Raw genomic sequence first — 18254 nt, 5'->3', positions numbered from 1 at the left:
GATCATCTGTACCGCTTTGATTATATTATTTTTCAAGTTGTTTATAACTTCTTTGAATAAAATCTGTAAGGTCTTTTCCTTTCAGTAAGTTCTGCGAAAGCTTCGCTAAATCTAAAGCATGTTTAATCAGGCTTTCCTTCTCTTCTGTATTCTCTGTTTTCAGAATCTGACCAGCAAATTCGCTGTTCGAATTCACTACCAGATTATACATTTCAGGGAAACCTCCCATTCCAAACATTCCGCCTCCGCCTGTTGCCTGCATATCCTTCATTCTTCTCATAAATTCAGGTTGTGTGATTGTAAACGGAGCATCAGTACTGTCCAGATCTTCTAATTGAACAGTGAATTTTTTGTCACTTATTGTTTCCTCTACATTCTTTTTCAATGATTCTTTCTCAGTATCATTTAATTTAGAAATAACGGGTTCATCTTTTTTGATGAGATTGTTAACGTGATCTGCGTCTACTCTTACAAATGAGATTTTCTCTTTTGAACCTTCAAGCTTTTGAATAACATGAGGAATGATGTGAGAGTCTAAAAGAAGAACTTCATACCCTTTATCTTTTGCGGATTGAATATAGCTGTGTTGTTCATCACTATTAGAAGTATAAAGAATGATTAAATTACCATCTTTATCAGTTTGTGTAGGCTTGATTTTTTCTTCTAATTCATTCCATAAGAAGTATTTTCCATCAGTTGTAGGATATAAAGTAAACTTGTCTGCTTTTTCAGCAAATTTTTCTTCAGTAATAATTCCGTATTCGATAACAATCTTAATGTCGTTCCATTTTTGTTCGTAATCTGCACGATTTTCATTGATCAGAGAAGACATTTTATCAGCAACTTTTTTGGTGATATAAGAAGAAATTTTCTTTACAGCACCGTCTGCCTGAAGGTAAGAACGTGAAACATTCAACGGAATATCTGGTGAATCAATCACACCACGAAGAAGCATTAAGAAATCTGGGACGATGCCTTTTACTTCATCGGTTACGTATACCTGATTTTGATAGAGTTGAATCTTATCTTTGTCAATATTTAAATTATTGCTCAATTTAGGAAAGAATAAAACTCCTGTAAGATTGAACGGATAATCAACATTCAAATGAATATTAAATAACGGTTCTTCGAATTGCATTGGATACAATTCATGATAAAAAGACATATAATCCTGAGCCGTTAAATCACTTGGAGCAATCGTCCACGCCGGATTTGGATTATTGATGATATTATCCACCTCTTCCGTTTCTGCAACTGCATCTTCTGGTGCATCTTCAGGTAATGGAAGTGTGTGCGTTTTAGTTCCGAATTTAATTGGAACAGGCATGAATTTATTATACTTTAATAGTAATTCGCGAATTTTTGATTCTTCAAGAAATTCTAGTGAATCTTCAGCAATATGAAGGATGATTTCTGTTCCTCTATCAGTTTTATCTGTAGTTTCTTCAAGGGTAAACTCAGGACTTCCATCACATATCCAACGAACAGCAGGCTCGTCACGATAAGATTTTGTAAGGATTTCTACTTTTTCAGCAACCATAAATGCAGAGTAAAATCCCAGACCGAAATGTCCGATAATTCCTGAATCCTTTGCACTGTCCTTATATTTTTCAAGGAACTCTTCTGCACCAGAGAATGCAACTTGGTTGATATATTTTTCAACTTCTTCAGCAGTCATCCCAATTCCCTGATCAATAATACGAAGCGTCTTTTCTTCTTTATTAATTTTTACCTCCAGTTTAGGATTTCCATATTCTACTTTAGCTTCACCGATATTTGTTAAGTGTTTCAGTTTTAAAGTAGCATCAGTGGCATTAGAAATTAATTCTCGTAAAAATATTTCGTGATCACTGTAAAGAAACTTTTTGATAAGTGGAAAAATATTTTCAACGCTTACATTAATATTTCCTTTTGTCATTGTATTTAGATTTTTTATTGTGTTAAAAACTTGTATGTTTTTTTGCTCAAAAAAAATACCATGTAGACCAAAGTGACAGATTGACATTTTAGGCTTACAATGAAACACGTACTTTATGCAAAGTTGTCAATGAAATATCTTATTTTTAATGTTTAAAATTATTAAAAAATGAAGTTGAAATGTACAGTTTTTATCCTGCTTATAATGACCTGTTTTATATATGGGCAGAAAAAACCTTTAAATCATTCCGTCTACGACAGCTGGCAAAATATCGGTGCAAGAAAAATCTCAAATGATGGAAAATGGATTACCTATTCTGTAGATGCTCAGGAAGGAAATCCTAACCTTTTTTTATATTCAGTTAAAAACAAAACGTCTAAACAGTTTGCAAGGGGAACAAAAGCAGATTTAACGAATGATTCCAGATTTGCCGTTTTCCAGATCCGTCCCTTATATAAAGATATAAAAGCGGTAAAAGATAAAAAGTTGAAACAAAATAAATTAACGAAAGATACTCTTGCAATTGTTGATTTATTGAGTGGTAAAACAGAGAAGATTCCTAATGTGAAAGAATTTAAAATTCCTGAGAAAGGAGGTTCTTATATCGCTTATCTTCTTGAAAATATAAAAGATAAATCTTCAGATGACTCTTCAGATAAAGAAGATGGAGATGAAAAGAAGGAAGAAGATAAAAATACAAAGCCCCTGCAGTTGGTGGTAAGAAATCTTTTGGATGGGAAAAGTACCATTTATGATAATGTATTCCGTTATGAATTCAGTAAAAGTGGAAAGCAACTGGCCTTTGTAACCAAAAAACCGGAAGAGAAAAAAGATAAGGATAAAAAAGGAGATAAGAATTCAGGTGATGAAAAGTCTGTTGATAAAAAGGATAATGACAAGTCAAAGCCTAAAAAATATGCATTAGAATCTGTACAAATAGTTGATCTGCAAAAAGGATCTGCAGATAAAATTTCAGAAATGGAAGGGGATTTTTCCCAATTGGCTTTTGATGAAGAAGGTAACCAACTGGCATTTGTAGGCACTTCTTCTGCTCAAAATGATTTAGTGAAAGCTTACCAGCTGTATTATTTTAATTTTAAAGGAAATAAAAAAGAAACACTAAACAATGATAATGCTCAAATGAAAAAAAATTGGGTGATTTCAGAAAACCGGCTACCTATATTCAGTAAAAATGGTAAACAGCTGTATTTTGGTGTTGCTCCAAAACCTATTGCAAAAGATACAGCCATGATTGCGAACGACCATGCTGTTGTGGATATCTGGAATTATAAAGATGATTATCTGCAAACGGTACAGTTAAAAGAATTGAAAAATGACTTAAAAAAATCTTATGCTGCAGTAATGCAAACGGATAAACCAGATTTTTTTAGAAATATAGACAATGAAGATTTGGACACTTTACGACTTGTAAATGATGGGAATGCTGAATTTGCAATGGGTATTACAAGTATGAACAACCGTATTTCTTCACAATGGGAAGGCTCCACGAAGAAAACATATTTTCTAATTGATAATAAAACAGGAGAAAGAACTGAAATTATTAAAGATCTGGACGGATCGGTTTCCATATCTCCGCTTGGGAAATTTGTTGTGATTTTTGACAGAGAGAAAGGGAAGTGGTTGAGCTATAATGTAAAAACAAAACAAATACTCCCACTCAATAATGGATTGTCGGTTTCTTTTGTTGATGAAGAATTTGATATGCCGGATTTTCCTAACTCTTATGGAATAGCATCCTGGACGGATAATGATGAGTCTGTTATTATCAGGGACCGTTTCGATCTTTGGGAGTTTTTCTTGAAAGATTCAAAAAAGCCTCGAAATATTACAAATGGGTTTGGACGTAAAAATAAAATAACATTTGATACTTATAATTTGGATAAGGATATCAAAAGTTTAAACCGAAAGTCTTCTATTTATTTATCAGCATTTGATAATACATCTAAGGCGAACGGAATCTTTAAGATATCTATTCAGTCAAATTCTGATCCTGTAAAAGTCCAGATGGAAAATGCCTGGGGATACCGAAGTGTTCAAAAAGCGAAGAATGCAGAAGAGTATATTTTAATAAAGGAATCCTATGTAGATTCTCCAAATATTTTTGCGACGTCAGATTTCTCAGAGCAGCAAAAATTGAGCAATACAAATCCACAACAAGATCTTTATAATTGGGGGACAAGCGAATTAGTAAACTGGACTACTCCAAAAGGAAATTCTTCTACAGGAATTTTGTACAAACCGGAAGATTTCGATCCGAAGAAAAAATATCCTATGATCGTTTATTTTTATGAAAAGCTTTCGGATAATCTGAACCGCTATGTAGCACCAGCGCCAACACCTTCACGATTAAATATCTCTTACTTTGTGAGCAACGGATATTTGGTCTTTACTCCTGATATTTCATATACCGACGGTCTTCCTGGTGAATCTGCGATGGAGTATATTAATTCTGGAGTTGAAAAACTAAAGCAGAATTCATGGGTAGATGGTTCTAAAGTTGGAATTCAGGGACAAAGCTGGGGCGGCTACCAGGTCGCTTATCTTGTAGCTCATACGGATATGTATGCGGCTGCATGGAGTGGCGCTCCTGTTGTAAACATGACTTCCGCATATGGGGGTATCCGATGGACTTCAGGAATGAACCGACAGTTTCAGTACGAAAAATCGCAGAGCAGATTGGGGAAAAATCTATGGGAAGCACCGGATCTTTATATTAAAAATTCGCCACTTTTTACAATTGATAAAGTGAAAACTCCGGTAGTAATTATGAGTAATGATAAAGATGGGGCAGTGCCCTGGTATCAGGGAATTGAAATGTTTACAGCATTACGCCGCCTCGGAAAACCAGTTTGGCTTCTGAATTATAATGGCGACGATCATAACCTTGTAAAACGCCAGAACAGAAAAGATATCCAAATCCGTGAACAACAGTTTTTTGATTATTATCTTAAAGGAGCCAAAGCGCCAGTCTGGATGACAAAAGGAGTCTCAGCAACTCAAAAAGGAAAAGATTGGGGATTTGAGTTAACGGAAGATAAGCCTTAAGGGATAAAAAAAATCGGCGGAGCCTTTGGCTCCGCCGATTTTTTTTATCTATTTGTAAAACTATTGCTTTTTATTAGCAATTTCTGCTTTGATCTTATTTTCTAATTCTTCAGAAAGTTCAGGGTTGTCTTTCAATACATCTTTCACCGCATCACGTCCTTGTCCTAATTTTGTTTCTTCGTAGCTGAACCAAGAACCACTTTTCTTTACAATTCCTTGCTCTACTGCCTGGTCAAGAATTTCTCCTGTTTTAGAAACCCCTTCTCCATACATGATGTCAAATTCAGCTTGTTTGAATGGTGGAGCTACTTTGTTTTTAACAATTTTCACTTTCACGCGGCTTCCAACTGCTTCATCCCCATTTTTAATAGGTGCACTTGCTTTTCTGATATCTACTCTTACAGAAGCATAGAATTTCAAAGCATTACCACCTGTTGTTGTTTCTGGATTTCCAAACATTACTCCAATTTTCTCTCTCAACTGGTTGATGAAAATTACCGTACATTTTGTTTTTGCAATAGTAGCAGTAAGCTTTCTTAATGCCTGAGACATCAATCTCGCATGAAGACCCATTTTTGAATCACCCATTTCTCCTTCAATTTCTGCTTTAGGAGTAAGAGCAGCTACAGAGTCAATGACTACAATATCAATAGCTCCTGAACGGATAAGGTTATCAGCGATTTCCAAAGCCTGTTCACCATTGTCCGGTTGAGATATAATAAGGTTTTCTAAATCAATTCCTAATTTCGCTGCATAAGTTCTGTCAAAAGCATGTTCAGCATCAATAAATGCTGCAATTCCACCTGCTTTTTGAGCTTCAGCAATAGCGTGAAGGGTTAAAGTGGTTTTACCAGAAGATTCAGGTCCGTAAATCTCAATGATTCTTCCTCTTGGGTATCCGCCTACGCCTAATGCAATATCTAGTCCCAAAGATCCGGAAGGAATAACCTCTATTGTATTATCAACAGAATTATCTCCCAAAGTCATTACAGTTCCTTTTCCGTATGTTTTATCTAGTTTGTCAAGCACTAAAGCCAGTGCTTTTTTCTTATCGTCAATGTTACTCATTTCTATAAAATAATTTCTCAAAAGTACATAATTTTGTAATCAAAAGCTAATATTTTTCGATGTGAAAAGCTCTTTTTAACGTTAAAAAATCAAAGAGTCTGTTGATTAAAATAAGCCCTATGTTATTCTGAATGAAATGATAGTGTATGTTAATCTGAATTTTTAAATCCTGTGAATTAATGAAAGTTAGAAGCTGCAGTTATTCTTAGGTAATCCTCCAAAACTTTGAGATGTTTTTTGTTACCGGCTTTAATTCGGGCTTTACGTCCAACCAGAGAATTATATATAAAATTGGTAAATCTCTTGGCTATTGGAAATACATTTTTATTAGAAACATCCGGGATGCTGAGACGTTTGCAAACCTCGTGATCCAGTAAGAACCAGGTACAGCAAATATGCAGGTAACGTAGATTTTTTCTTTGGAAATTAAATTTCAATATTGGATTTTCCAAAGATTCATTCAGTAAAGAATGAGCAAGAAGTACTGAATCTTTGTCTGAAGGAGGTTGAATTGATGTCCATAAATAAAAATATTCTGTAGCTTGTTTTTTATTATCCGGTAAAAGATCCTCAGGTATTCCGAGCAGGTATCCAACATATTTCCAGAGGTGGAAAATTCCTAATTCTTCTTCATTAGAGAAGCTGTTTCCCAGTTTATGCAGACTGTGTAGGAAAACAAGGCTAAAACCAATATATGTGGCCATCATATCCCAGGAGTTAATAGGCTCGCCCCAATTTTCGGAATCCCAGTTTTTATAATGCTTTTTAATTGAAAGTCTGGCATATGAGTGAATCAGTCTTGTTTTTATGGCAAATTCATAACCTTTAGCATGAATCTCCAATGCATTGTATCGGGTTACATTAACCCAAAAATCCAGTGTTTCGGAAAGGCGTTTTACAGCTCCTTTTTTTAATGCTTCTGTTACAATAAGGGGTTTATTAAGATAGGCATAATCATAGCCTCCTATTAAACAGTAATCTCTTAAAGAAATTAAAGCATCTAATCCACTTCGCATACAGAGTTCGGCACCACTTTTTAATAAATCCTCATTCAGCCAGTCGGGTTTTCTCTGGATTGATGAAAAAAGTTTTTTTACACTCTCCGGAACAGGATCACTTTCTGAGACTCCATTCCGGATGTATTGTTCAATTTCTTTTGATGCTTCCCGGAACTTTTTCTTTAAATAGATATCTTTTACAACCTGATCACCAATTTCATCGGTGTGATAATAGTAGGTGGCAAATTGTTCAAAATTTTTGAAACTAACTTCTGCTCCCGAAAATTCAATAAGCAGTTTTCCATTGCCTTTCTGCCAGAAATCTTTGAAATGAGGAGCATTTTTGAAACGGGGTTGCAGTACTGATCTTTCCATCTATTATAAAAGTACAGGTTTTATGCCGAAAAATCTTTGTGAGATTTATCAGCTTAGGAAATTAAATGATAGTAATTGAATTGGCTAAGATTAAATGATCCCCCATTCGAATGCTTTTTTCAGAAGTTCCTTACCGTTCCTTGAATTGGTTTTCGTAAGAATATTCTTTCGATGGGAGCGAATGGTATGCTGTGATAAAATAAGTATTTCTGATATTTCTGTTCCCGAATAGCCTTTAGCAATTAAAGACAATACTTCCACTTCTCTTTTGGTTAAACATTCCAGAGATTGATGGGTAGTTAAAGAGGGTTCATCTATTTTAATTTGATGGAAGTCATTTCTTGGACCTATTCCCGATATCAAAACAGTATAGGGGTTTTGTTTGGTGATATGGTTGATGTTGGTATGTATATTAATAGCCTGAACAAGATTTCCTTCTTCGTCTTCAAGTGTTGGTATGGCCTGATGGTGAAATAGTTCATAATTTCCCTTTGCCGTTTTCATTCTGAAACAATAGCTGGATTTTAGATAAAGATGATATTCTGGGCCGATTTCTACCATCTTTTTTACAACAGCCTGTTCTGCTTTGATAACAAAAGGAATGTCCTCTGGGTGGGTAAGATCGATAACATCTTTCAGGTTTTCCGGATACTTTTTTAATCCATGTAATTTTAGAATATTTTCATGATGGTGAGAAAGTGTACTGTTGGTGAGATTCAATACATAATAATAAAATTCTCCGATAGCAAACATTTCTCCAATTATACGTTCGATCGGTGGCGTATTAAGGATCTCTTTCCTTTCTTTTCGTGTACCCGGATAGGTATTCCAAACTTCGATCAAAGGATGTTTTTTTTCAGAATTTTCCATGAAAATAGCTTTGTTTTAAAAATAGTTAAAATTTTCTTAAAAAATCCCCCCAAAGGGGGATTTTTTTGCTTTAAAAAAAATGCAAAATTTGTTTTAAACTAATAACCCTGAAAACTTAATTTCCAGAATCAGTCTAGAGATTTTGATTTAATTATATTTCTAGAATATATTAATTTATTAAACTAAAATAATTGTAATATAGTATTTTATTTTACATTATTTATTTTTTAATTAATTATAATTAGGCATATTTTGTAATGCATTTATGCTCAGTATGGAAAGGTCTTCAGGAAAATAATAGTTTATACTTTCTTTATTAGTTGTTTGGAAACGGTAAACTAAAAACCCCGCTCAAATTTTGAACGGGGTTTATTTATTTCGCTTGGATTGATTCTTATAAAGAAGCAGCGTGGATAAGCATATCAACTAATTTGTTAGAATAACCCATTTCATTGTCATACCAAGAAACAAGTTTTACAAAGTTAGGAGAAAGCATAATTCCAGCATCTTTGTCGAAGATTGAAGTTCTCTTATCTCCTACGAAATCCTGAGAAACGACTGCATCTTCAGTGTATCCTAAAATACCTTTTAATTCTCCTTCAGAAGCAGCTTTAATCGTAGCGCAGATTTCGTCATAAGAAGTAGCCTTCTCAATTCTTACTGTAAGGTCAACTACAGAAACATCTACTGTAGGTACTCTGAAAGACATACCAGTTAATTTTCCGTTTAATGAAGGGATCACCTTTCCTACTGCTTTAGCAGCACCCGTAGAAGAAGGGATGATATTGTTTAAAGCAGCTCTACCACCTCTCCAGTCTTTTACTGAAGGACCATCTACTGTTTTTTGAGTAGCTGTTGTAGCGTGAACAGTTGTCATTAAACCTTCAACGATTCCAAAGTTATCGTGGATTACTTTAGCTAAAGGCGCTAAACAGTTTGTCGTACATGAAGCGTTAGATAAGATTTTGATATCATCTGTAAGCTCTTTGTGGTTTACACCCATTACGAACATTGGAGTGTCATCTTTAGAAGGAGCAGAAAGGATTACCTTTTTTGCACCAGCATTGATGTGAGCCTGAGCAGTATCCTTAGATAAGAAAAGGCCTGTAGATTCTACAATATAGTCAGCTCCTATTTCATTCCACTTTAGGTTGTTCGGGTCTCTTTCTGCAGTTACTCTGATTTTTTTTCCATTTACCACAAGGTCATTACCTTCTACAGATACTTCACCTGGGAAAATTCCATGAACAGAATCATATTTTAACATGTAAGCCATGTATTCTGCGTTGATAAGATCATTGATTCCTACTACCTCAATGTTGTCTCTTTCAGTCATTGCTCTGAAAACAAGACGTCCAATTCTACCAAACCCGTTGATACCTACTTTAATTGTTGACATAATATTTTGATTTTTACAATTATAAAAATTAGATTGCTAATATTTCTGAGATCAATAAAAGATCTTTATTGATTTCGTTATGTTTTTTAATGGCTTCTTCAATAGGGGTGTACACCATATCGTTGGAACGCATTCCCGCCATTACATTTGTTTTTCCTTCCATCAATCCTACTACCGCTCCATAACCCAATCTGCTTGCCAATACTCTGTCTGCACAGCTTGGAGAACCTCCTCTCTGGATGTGTCCCAAAATTGCTACACGGATATCATAGTCCGGAAACTCTTTTTGAGTATGTTCAGCAAGTTCATAAATATTCGCCACTTTATCACCTTCTGCAACTACCACAATACTTGAAGATTTTCCCGTTTTTTCTGCATTTCTGAAAGTTGCAAACAGCTCATCTACACTATCCTTTTTTTCAGGGATTAGTATATCTAAAGCTCCGGTTGCTAATCCACTGTTCAATGCAATAAAACCAGCATCACGACCCATTACTTCAATAAAGAATATCCTGTTATGAGATGTCGCTGTATCACGAATTTTATCAATAGCATCCATTGCAGTATTCAAAGCAGTATCATAGCCAATAGTATTGTCTGTCCCAAAAATATCGTTGTCGATAGTTCCCGGCACGCCAATTACTTTGATCCCAAATTCTTCATTGAAAATCTTAGCTCCTGTAAAGGTTCCATCTCCGCCGATACAAACAAGAGCATCAACACCATGTTTAACACAATTGTCGTAGGCTTTTTGACGCCCTTCCTTGGTTCTGAATTCCTTAGATCTGGCAGACTTCAGAATGGTTCCGCCCTGGTTGATTATATTTTTTACGGAACGAGCACCCATTTTTAGGAAATCATCGTGGATAAGACCATTATAACCTTCTCTCACTCCATAACATTCGATATCATAGTAATTTGCTGTTCTTACTACCGCTCTCAATGCGGCATTCATACCCGGGGCATCTCCTCCGGAAGTAAGAACTGCAATTTTTTTTACAGCACTTTCTTTCATCTAGTAAAAAATTTCGAACACAAATTTACGAAAACAAGTTCAGATTATGGTAGTAACTTGATAATAGTTTTGGATATAAATTGTTAAAAACTTCTAAAGTTTGTTGGTTTGAAAATATATCTCGCAGTTTTGGTTTCCGGTGTATTTATATCCAGATTGTACCAGGGCGAAATATTTTTATTAAAAGGATTCGAAAGTAAATGGATCGATTGGGCAGGGGTAAAGCCTTCACTTAAGAGAAATAATTTTTCCCCCTCTTTATTCTGGCATACTCCAGAGATAAAAACCACATGTCCAGGACTTCCGGGAGTAATTAAAATAACTCCGGTTTTTAAATCGGAATTTTCTGTAATGGGTTTTGTTTCTTTATATAAGGAAATTGTTCCTGCATAATTAAAAATGAGTATCAGGTAATTTTTGAAATTTTGATAAGAATCATCAAAGGGAGCCGTTTTTCTGAAACTTACAATATTACCATTTACAAAAGCTCTTACGCCGTTTTTATAGTCGTTCCAGCTCACCAGATCCCCATTTGTGAAATGGAATTTTATGTCATCCAGTTTTTTCGTTTTGAATAAGTATTCCGCCCGTAAGCGAATGACCGCATCCGCACACTGTTGCAGATCTTTGTTCCCTGTGTCAATATCAAAAACAGCCTGGTGAAGGGATTGGGTTGATATAGGTGTTCCGTCATATTTTAAAATCTGGCTCCCATAGGGTTTCAGATTAAAATTTTCAATAAAATATCCAAAGGAATCTGATTTTTCATCTACCCATGTATAGCCATTTGGGGGAGAAAATCTTTCCCTGATGGTATTTTTATCCTTATTGATTTGAACGGAGTTTTCTGAATTAACCTGATCAGTAATAAGTTTTGCTGAAGGCTTGTCGTTCCTGCAACTTAGAATCATTGCTAAAATAATTATAAATGAAGTCTTTCTGATCATGCTGGAGGTGAGGTATTTACAATTAAAACTAAGTCTTTTCAGTCAAATACTTCCAATATCTTCTTGGAACATGCTGTATATGCAATTTCAAATTTTTCCTTTCTACAATATTTGTTTTCGTAAAGTACCGTTGCCAAAGCTTCTGGTATTGAGTTTCTTCATCGTGGAACTTCTGTTGATATTGTTCTAAATTTAATTTTTCATCAGGATAAAAAAAATCACAGTTTTCAAGATCATATAAAATTCCGTAATGTCTTCTGAGGTCATAGATCATCCACTTTTGATCTTGGTAGCGGTCTTTAAAATGTTTTCGGATCAAAGGAAGTACATTGAAATCGGGGTCTATTTTAGCAAAGAAAACATCATCCTGCATTTTTTCAAACCTTACGAAAGCTGTCATTCGATGGGTTTCCCTATCTACGGATTTACAGATTTTTGAAACTTTTAGAATATCCGGGTCCGCATAGTTTAGGAGAATGTTTTCCTGAGGTAATTGTATAGACTGCCTGATAGCGGATAGTATAATCTGTTCAGATCCGGGGTCTTCTGACAGGTAGACTTTTAGGAGTTGATTAATTCCTGACTTTCCTATATTTTGCTCTAATTTGTTGAAAACCCTTTCTGCTTTATCACCCTGGGTAATGACATCGTGAATTTCTGCAAAGATATTTTCCTGATGAAATCGTCCTTTACTGATTATTTCCACATCTTTATAACGGTATTCAAATACTTCAAATACTGCAGTTAAAAGTCCATCAAAGCTTCCATCATAAAGTAATGTTGTCATTTAGATACTATAGTGTTACATTTTATTTGTCATTCCGAAGGAATCTAAATAATTCTAAAAAAGGCTCAACTGCTGTGAAAACTGATTATGGAACTTTGAAGCACTGCCGCCAATTAAAAGCTTCCTGAAATTTTTATCTGTAAGATACCTCAGGTACATATTGCCAGAATTGAAATCAATGAAATATTTAGCCCGGTTAACAGCTGCTCCTAATTTTGTAAGATGTTCCATATTTAAAACCTGGAATCGTCTTGCATGTACGATCTTTTTAGCCGTCTTTAACCCAATTCCTGGAATCCTGAGAATCATTTGATAGTCGGCGGTTTGAAGATTTACCGGGAACTGTTGTAAATTTCTTAATGCCCAGCTTAATTTAGGATCGATTTCAAGATCCAAAAATGGAATATTCGGATCTAAAATTTCTTCTGCTTTAAAGCCATAAAATCTCATTAACCAATCAGACTGGTACAGTCTGTTTTCCCTTAGCATGGGAACTTCAGTTGTAAGGGACGGTAGCCTTTTATCTTCTAAGACAGGAACATATCCCGAATAATACACTCTTTTAAGATTGAAATTTTTATAAAAATGATCTGCTACCTTTATGATCTGAAGGTCATTCTCATTGGTTGCTCCTACGATCATTTGTGTTGACTGGCCGGCGGGAGCAAATTTTGGAACTTTTCGGAAGATTTTCTTTTCATCCTTATATTGGGCAATCCCATTTTGAATATACCGCATTGGGCTGATCATATCGGCTCTGTTTTTTTCAGGAGCCAGTAATTTCAATCCGCTTTCAGTTGGTATTTCCAGATTTATGGATAGTCGGTCTGCATATAAGGCTGCTTCTTCCATCAATTCATCACTCGCACCAGGAATAGATTTTAAATGGATGTACCCGTTAAAATTTTCTTCCAAACGTAATTTTTTTGCCACTCTCACCAAACGTTCCATAGTGGTATCTGCATTTTTAAAAATACCAGAGCTAAGGAAAAGACCTTCGATATAATTTCGACGATAAAAATTGATGGTAAGATCTACGACTTCTTCTACTGTAAAAGCCGCTCTCTTGATATCATTTGAACTTCTCGAAACGCAATATGCACAATCATAAATGCAGTGATTGGTCAGTAGAATTTTAAGAAGTGAAACGCAGCGTCCATCTTCCGTATAGGTATGACAAATACCGCTTGCGGAACTGTCTCCCAAAGCGCCCTTTTTATTCTTTCTTGTTCCCCCACTGGATGAGCAGGAAACATCATATTTCGCTGCATCTGCAAGGATTTCAAGCTTCTCTTTCAGGCGGTCAAAGTTCATTTATTACGGTGTATTGTTGATTTAAATGTATGAATTTAAGTTCAAAAGTAATTCCAAAATTGAGAAATGTCACCCTTTTTAACATAAAGTTATCAACAGAATAACGTCCCAAAATCATTATATTTACGGTTCATTAAAGTTATACTATGAATCATCAACCGATTGAAGGTTTTTCCAAGCTTACAAAACAAGGGAAAATGGACTGGCTCGTTAATGAATACCTTGACGGGAACCAGGAATATCAAAATATATTACAGCAATATTGGAACGATAATACAGAGCTTCAGAAACTTCATGACGAATTTTCTGAGAACACCATTTCCAATTTTTATATGCCATATGGAATTGCTCCGAATTTTTTAATAGATGGTAAACTGATCGCGTTACCAATGGCTGTAGAAGAAAGTTCTGTAGTAGCAGCAGCTTCTAAAGCCGCTAAATTCTGGATCGATAAAGGAGGTTTTAGAACAACCATTATCAACACCGAAAAACTGGGTCATACTCACTTTATATTCAATATAGAATCTCATAAATTATTACATTTTTTCAATTTTAAATTAAAGAAAAAATTATTTGAAGCTACTGAGGCAATAACTGCCAATATGAGGAATCGTGGCGGCGGAATCTTAGATATCAAACTGATAGATAAGACAGCTGATATGGCTAATTATTATCAATTGAAAGCCAGCTTTGATACAGTGGATTCTATGGGGGCTAATTTTATTAATTCTTGTCTCGAGCAATTTGGAAAAACACTGAAAGAAGAAGTTGCTAAAGAAGAAGATTTTACTCAGGAAGAAAAAGATTCCTTACAGATTGTGATGAATATTCTTTCCAATTTTACCCCTGACTGTGTGGTTAGAGCTGAGGTTTCCTGTAAAATTGATGATCTAAAAGACGATAGTGGAATTTCAAATGAGGAATTTGCAAGAAAGTTTAAGCAGGCAGTTACGATTGCTGAAATTGAGCCATTTCGTGCGACTACTCATAACAAGGGGGTCATGAATGGAGTAGATGCTGTGGTGATAGCAACCGGAAATGACTTTAGAGCTACCGAAGCTTGCGCACATGCATATGCCGCAAGAGATGGACAATACAGGTCGTTAACTCATTGTACTACAGATAACGGGATTTTTAGGTTTTGGATTGATCTTCCGATATCGGTTGGTGTGGTAGGAGGGTTAACCAATCTTCATCCACTAGTAAAATTCTCTCTTGCACTTCTTGGAAAACCATCTGCTCAGGAACTAATGAGTATTCTTGCTGTTTCCGGGTTAGCGCAGAACTTTGGTGCTTTACGTTCCTTAGTGACAACAGGGATTCAGAAAGGTCATATGAAAATGCATTTACTGAATATTTTAAATCAGATGGGGGCTACAGAAGAAGAGAAGCAACATTTTGTTACTTATTTTAAAGATAAAACAGTGACACATCATGAGGTGATCAATGAGTTTAACAGAATGAGAGCACAGTAATATGTTTGGAATTATATTGTCAGCTTTTATATTGGGTTTTGGTATTTTTCTTAAAGTGACTCAGAATCCAGGCTTTGCAAAAAGTAAAAATTTGGCGTGGATGTTAATTGTTATTGGAGCTTTGTCTTTGGTATTTAAAATTTTAAACTATAAATAGGAACCGGATCGGCTTGAAGATCCATGTCCATAAATTGATACAATGAAAACAATTACTTTAGTATTTGGTGCCGTTTATGGCATGCTGTCGGTAATTTTAGGTGCATTCGGCGCGCACGCTTTAAAGAAAATATTATCTGTTGAAAGATTGGAAAGCTTTGAAACAGGGGTGAGATATCAGATGTATGCTGCATTCTTTTTATTGATTGCAGGTTATATTTTAAAATTTGAAACTTCTTCAGAAAAATGGGTTTCCATCTTGATGATTGCGGGGACCATGTTGTTTTCGTTCAGTATTTATTTTCTGAGCTTGCAGGATTATCTTGGAGCTAACCTGAAATTTTTAGGACCTATTACACCGCTGGGTGGATTACTGATGATCCTTAGCTGGGGAATGCTTATATTTTATTTTGCTAAAAATAGGATATAAAGACAATAGAAAATCATTATAAAAAGGAAGGTTGGAATTCAGGAATTCTAAAAATTCAGTTTATAGGTTTAAAATATAAAAAAATTAACCTCTGAATAAAGAAAATATCAAGACCTGTTAAATATCAAGATGCTTATCTCTTAATTTTTGGACTTAGAATCTTGCACTTCCATGTCTTTTTAGTAAATTTGTCAACCTTTAAAATTTAAAATAAAATAATAAAAATAATATGAATCTTCACGAGTATCAATCAAAAGAGATTTTATCAAAGTACGGAGTAGCAATACAACGTGGTTTCGTAGCTAATAATGTAGACGAGGCTGTTGCAGCTGCTGAAAAATTGACTGCTGAAACCGGAGCGCAGGCTTGGGTTGTAAAAGCACAAATTCACGCAGGTGGTCGTGGTAAAGGTGGTGGGGTTAAGTTTTCTCCAAACATGGATAAGCTTAAAGAAAATGCACAGAACATCATCGGAATGCAGTTGGTAACTCCACAAACTTCTGCTGAAGGTAAAAAAGTAAACTCTGTTTTGGTTGCAGAAGACGTTTATTATCCTGGAGAATCTGAAACTAAAGAATTTTATGTTTCTATTCTTTTAGATAGAGCTGAAGGTAAAAATACAATCGTATATTCTACTGAAGGAGGTATGGATATTGAGCACGTTGCAGAAGTAACTCCTCATTTAATCCACAACGAATTAATTGATCCTGCTTTAGGTCTTCAAGGTTTCCAGGCTAGAAAGATTGCTTTCAACCTAGGTCTTGAAGGAAATGCTTTCAAAGAATTTACAAAATTCATTACATCTCTATACAATGCTTACGTTGGAATTGATGCTTCTCTTTTTGAAATCAACCCGGTATTAAAAACTTCTGATAACAAAATTATCGCTGTAGATGCTAAAGTAACTTTAGATGGTAACTCATTATTCCGTCACAAAGATCTTGAAGCTTTAAGAGATACAAGAGAAGAAGATCCTATCGATGTTGAAGCTGGTGAAGCTGGTCTTAACTTCGTGAAATTAGATGGTAACGTTGCTTGTATGGTAAACGGTGCTGGTCTTGCAATGGCTACTATGGATATCATCAAATTATCTGGTGGTAATCCTGCTAACTTCCTTGACGTTGGAGGTACTGCTGATGCTCAAAGAGTTCAGACTGCTTTCGGAATCATCTTAAGAGATCCAAATGTAAAAGCGATCCTGATCAACATCTTCGGAGGTATCGTAAGATGTGACAGAGTTGCTCAGGGTGTTGTAGATGCTTACAAAGCTATGGGAAGCTTACCTGTTCCATTAATCGTAAGATTGCAGGGAACTAACGCTGTAGAAGCTAAAAAATTAATTGATGAGTCAGGTCTTCCTGTACACTCTGCAATTACTTTAGAAGAAGCTGCAAACAAAGTAAAAGAGGTTTTAGCATAAGACTAAAAACTATAATAAAATAAAAAAACCGCTTGAAAAAGCGGTTTTTTTATTTTCTATTTATCCTGATTGACTGTTGTACTGCTATTTTCTCCCCCAGTAATATTGATACTGGTTGGTGTCACAAGGAGTATATTATCAGAATCCAGACGCTGTTTGATCTTTAAATAAGCGTCACTCTTCACCCTGGTAATATTAGCTCCTACAGTCATCCAGAATTTTGCTTGAAGGTTAAATACCCCTTGTTTCAGATCGGTAAATACAACTTCAGCAGTATCTAATTTATCTACATATTCTAAACTTTTTATCACTTCTAAAATTCCCTTTTGAGCTTTGGCTACATCTTCATCGGCGGGAATTTCAAAATTTAATATAATTCTTCTCTGTGGCGAAGCTGTGATATTTGAGAATGGCGAATTGAAGATGACCTGATTGGGGATATAAACTTTTTTTCCATCATCAGTAATTATTTTAGTAGTTAGAAAACCGATCTCCTGTACAGTTCCTGAATTTGATCCGATAGAAACATAATCTCCTACCTTAAAGGCTTTATCAATTCCTATCAGCATTCCCGAAAATATACTGGATACCAGGTCTTTTAAAGCAACCCCGGCAATAACCCCGGCAACTCCTAAACTTCCGATGAATTTCCATAAAAAACTACTAAAGCCCATTACTTCTAATGCAATAAAGCTTCCCATCAACATAATAATAAACCGGAAAACAGCTAATAGAGTAACCAGCGAACTTTCCTTTTCACTTTTAGGAAATAATTTATGAAAGATCTTTACTGCAATTTTACTCAGGTATTTGCTAGAGAATAAAAAGAATGAAAAAATCAGTATTCCAACGATCAGCTTAGGGGTCAATTCTGCAAATTTTAAATACCAGCTTTGCAAAACTTTATAGACAACATCAACATAACTTAAACTAATTTTCTCCATGAACTATTTTTTTTTAATCTAATATATAAATTTTCATCAAAAAATTTGCCAGTTCAAAAAAGTCTACTAAAT

Annotated in this window: 14 protein-coding genes; 4 read left to right on the top strand and 10 right to left on the bottom strand. The window is 35.1% G+C overall.

Annotated features, from left to right (window positions below):
- Positions 1 to 25: 25 nt before the first annotated feature.
- Positions 26 to 1918, bottom strand: a complete 1893-nt coding sequence (htpG, locus tag CEY12_RS10985; RefSeq protein ID WP_089027736.1) for a molecular chaperone HtpG — start codon at positions 1916 to 1918, stop codon at positions 26 to 28.
- 168 nt (positions 1919 to 2086) lie between these two features.
- On the opposite strand from htpG, the gene CEY12_RS10980 reads away from it, so the two are divergent.
- Entirely contained in the window at positions 2087 to 4984 is a 2898-nt protein-coding gene (locus CEY12_RS10980) for an alpha/beta hydrolase family protein (RefSeq protein ID WP_089027735.1), read from the top strand.
- 60 nt (positions 4985 to 5044) lie between these two features.
- Here the strand turns inward: CEY12_RS10980 and recA are convergent, their stop codons facing one another.
- From recA to CEY12_RS10940, 8 genes are all read right to left on the bottom strand, one after another.
- Complete coding sequence (recA, locus tag CEY12_RS10975) at positions 5045 to 6052, bottom strand: recombinase RecA (protein ID WP_089027734.1); 1008 nt, start codon at positions 6050 to 6052, stop codon at positions 5045 to 5047.
- A 176-nt stretch (positions 6053 to 6228) separates the two neighbouring features.
- On the bottom strand, positions 6229 to 7425 hold the full coding sequence (locus tag CEY12_RS10970; RefSeq protein WP_089027733.1) for an oxygenase MpaB family protein: 1197 nt from the start codon (positions 7423 to 7425) through the stop codon (positions 6229 to 6231).
- A 90-nt stretch (positions 7426 to 7515) separates the two neighbouring features.
- On the bottom strand, positions 7516 to 8295 hold the full coding sequence (locus tag CEY12_RS10965; RefSeq protein WP_089027732.1) for a response regulator transcription factor: 780 nt from the start codon (positions 8293 to 8295) through the stop codon (positions 7516 to 7518).
- A gap of 394 nt (positions 8296 to 8689) precedes the next feature.
- A complete protein-coding gene (gene gap / locus CEY12_RS10960; RefSeq protein WP_089027731.1) occupies positions 8690 to 9694 on the bottom strand; it encodes a type I glyceraldehyde-3-phosphate dehydrogenase in 1005 nt (334 codons plus the stop codon).
- 28 nt (positions 9695 to 9722) lie between these two features.
- A complete protein-coding gene (gene pfkA, locus CEY12_RS10955) occupies positions 9723 to 10709 on the bottom strand; it encodes a 6-phosphofructokinase (protein ID WP_089027730.1) in 987 nt (328 codons plus the stop codon).
- 83 nt (positions 10710 to 10792) lie between these two features.
- Positions 10793 to 11656, bottom strand: a complete 864-nt coding sequence (locus tag CEY12_RS10950; protein WP_228409839.1) for a DUF4846 domain-containing protein — start codon at positions 11654 to 11656, stop codon at positions 10793 to 10795.
- Between the two features lie 28 nt (positions 11657 to 11684).
- Positions 11685 to 12443, bottom strand: a complete 759-nt coding sequence (locus tag CEY12_RS10945) for a TIGR03915 family putative DNA repair protein (RefSeq protein ID WP_089027729.1) — start codon at positions 12441 to 12443, stop codon at positions 11685 to 11687.
- A 54-nt stretch (positions 12444 to 12497) separates the two neighbouring features.
- Entirely contained in the window at positions 12498 to 13757 is a 1260-nt protein-coding gene (locus CEY12_RS10940; RefSeq protein ID WP_089027728.1) for a putative DNA modification/repair radical SAM protein, read from the bottom strand.
- A gap of 146 nt (positions 13758 to 13903) precedes the next feature.
- Between CEY12_RS10940 and CEY12_RS10935 the strand changes: the two genes are divergently transcribed.
- The 3 genes from CEY12_RS10935 (at position 13904) to sucC (ending at position 17238) form a co-directional block, all read left to right on the top strand.
- Positions 13904 to 15232, top strand: coding sequence for a hydroxymethylglutaryl-CoA reductase, degradative (locus tag CEY12_RS10935; protein ID WP_089027727.1), 1329 nt, complete (start codon positions 13904 to 13906; stop codon positions 15230 to 15232).
- A 199-nt stretch (positions 15233 to 15431) separates the two neighbouring features.
- Positions 15432 to 15818: a DUF423 domain-containing protein gene (locus tag CEY12_RS10930; RefSeq protein WP_089027726.1), complete on the top strand. Its 387-nt coding sequence runs from the start codon at positions 15432 to 15434 to the stop codon at positions 15816 to 15818.
- Between the two features lie 229 nt (positions 15819 to 16047).
- Positions 16048 to 17238: an ADP-forming succinate--CoA ligase subunit beta gene (gene sucC / locus CEY12_RS10925; protein WP_034683725.1), complete on the top strand. Its 1191-nt coding sequence runs from the start codon at positions 16048 to 16050 to the stop codon at positions 17236 to 17238.
- A gap of 56 nt (positions 17239 to 17294) precedes the next feature.
- On the opposite strand, the gene CEY12_RS10920 is transcribed toward sucC, so the two are convergent.
- Entirely contained in the window at positions 17295 to 18182 is an 888-nt protein-coding gene (locus CEY12_RS10920) for a mechanosensitive ion channel family protein (RefSeq protein ID WP_089027725.1), read from the bottom strand.
- Between the last annotated feature and the right edge of the window lie 72 nt (positions 18183 to 18254).

Origin of the sequence: Chryseobacterium sp. T16E-39, assembly GCF_002216065.1 — a bacterium.
Taxonomy (GTDB): Bacteria; Bacteroidota; Bacteroidia; order Flavobacteriales; family Weeksellaceae; genus Chryseobacterium.
This window is presented reverse-complemented; position numbering and strand designations above follow the sequence as displayed.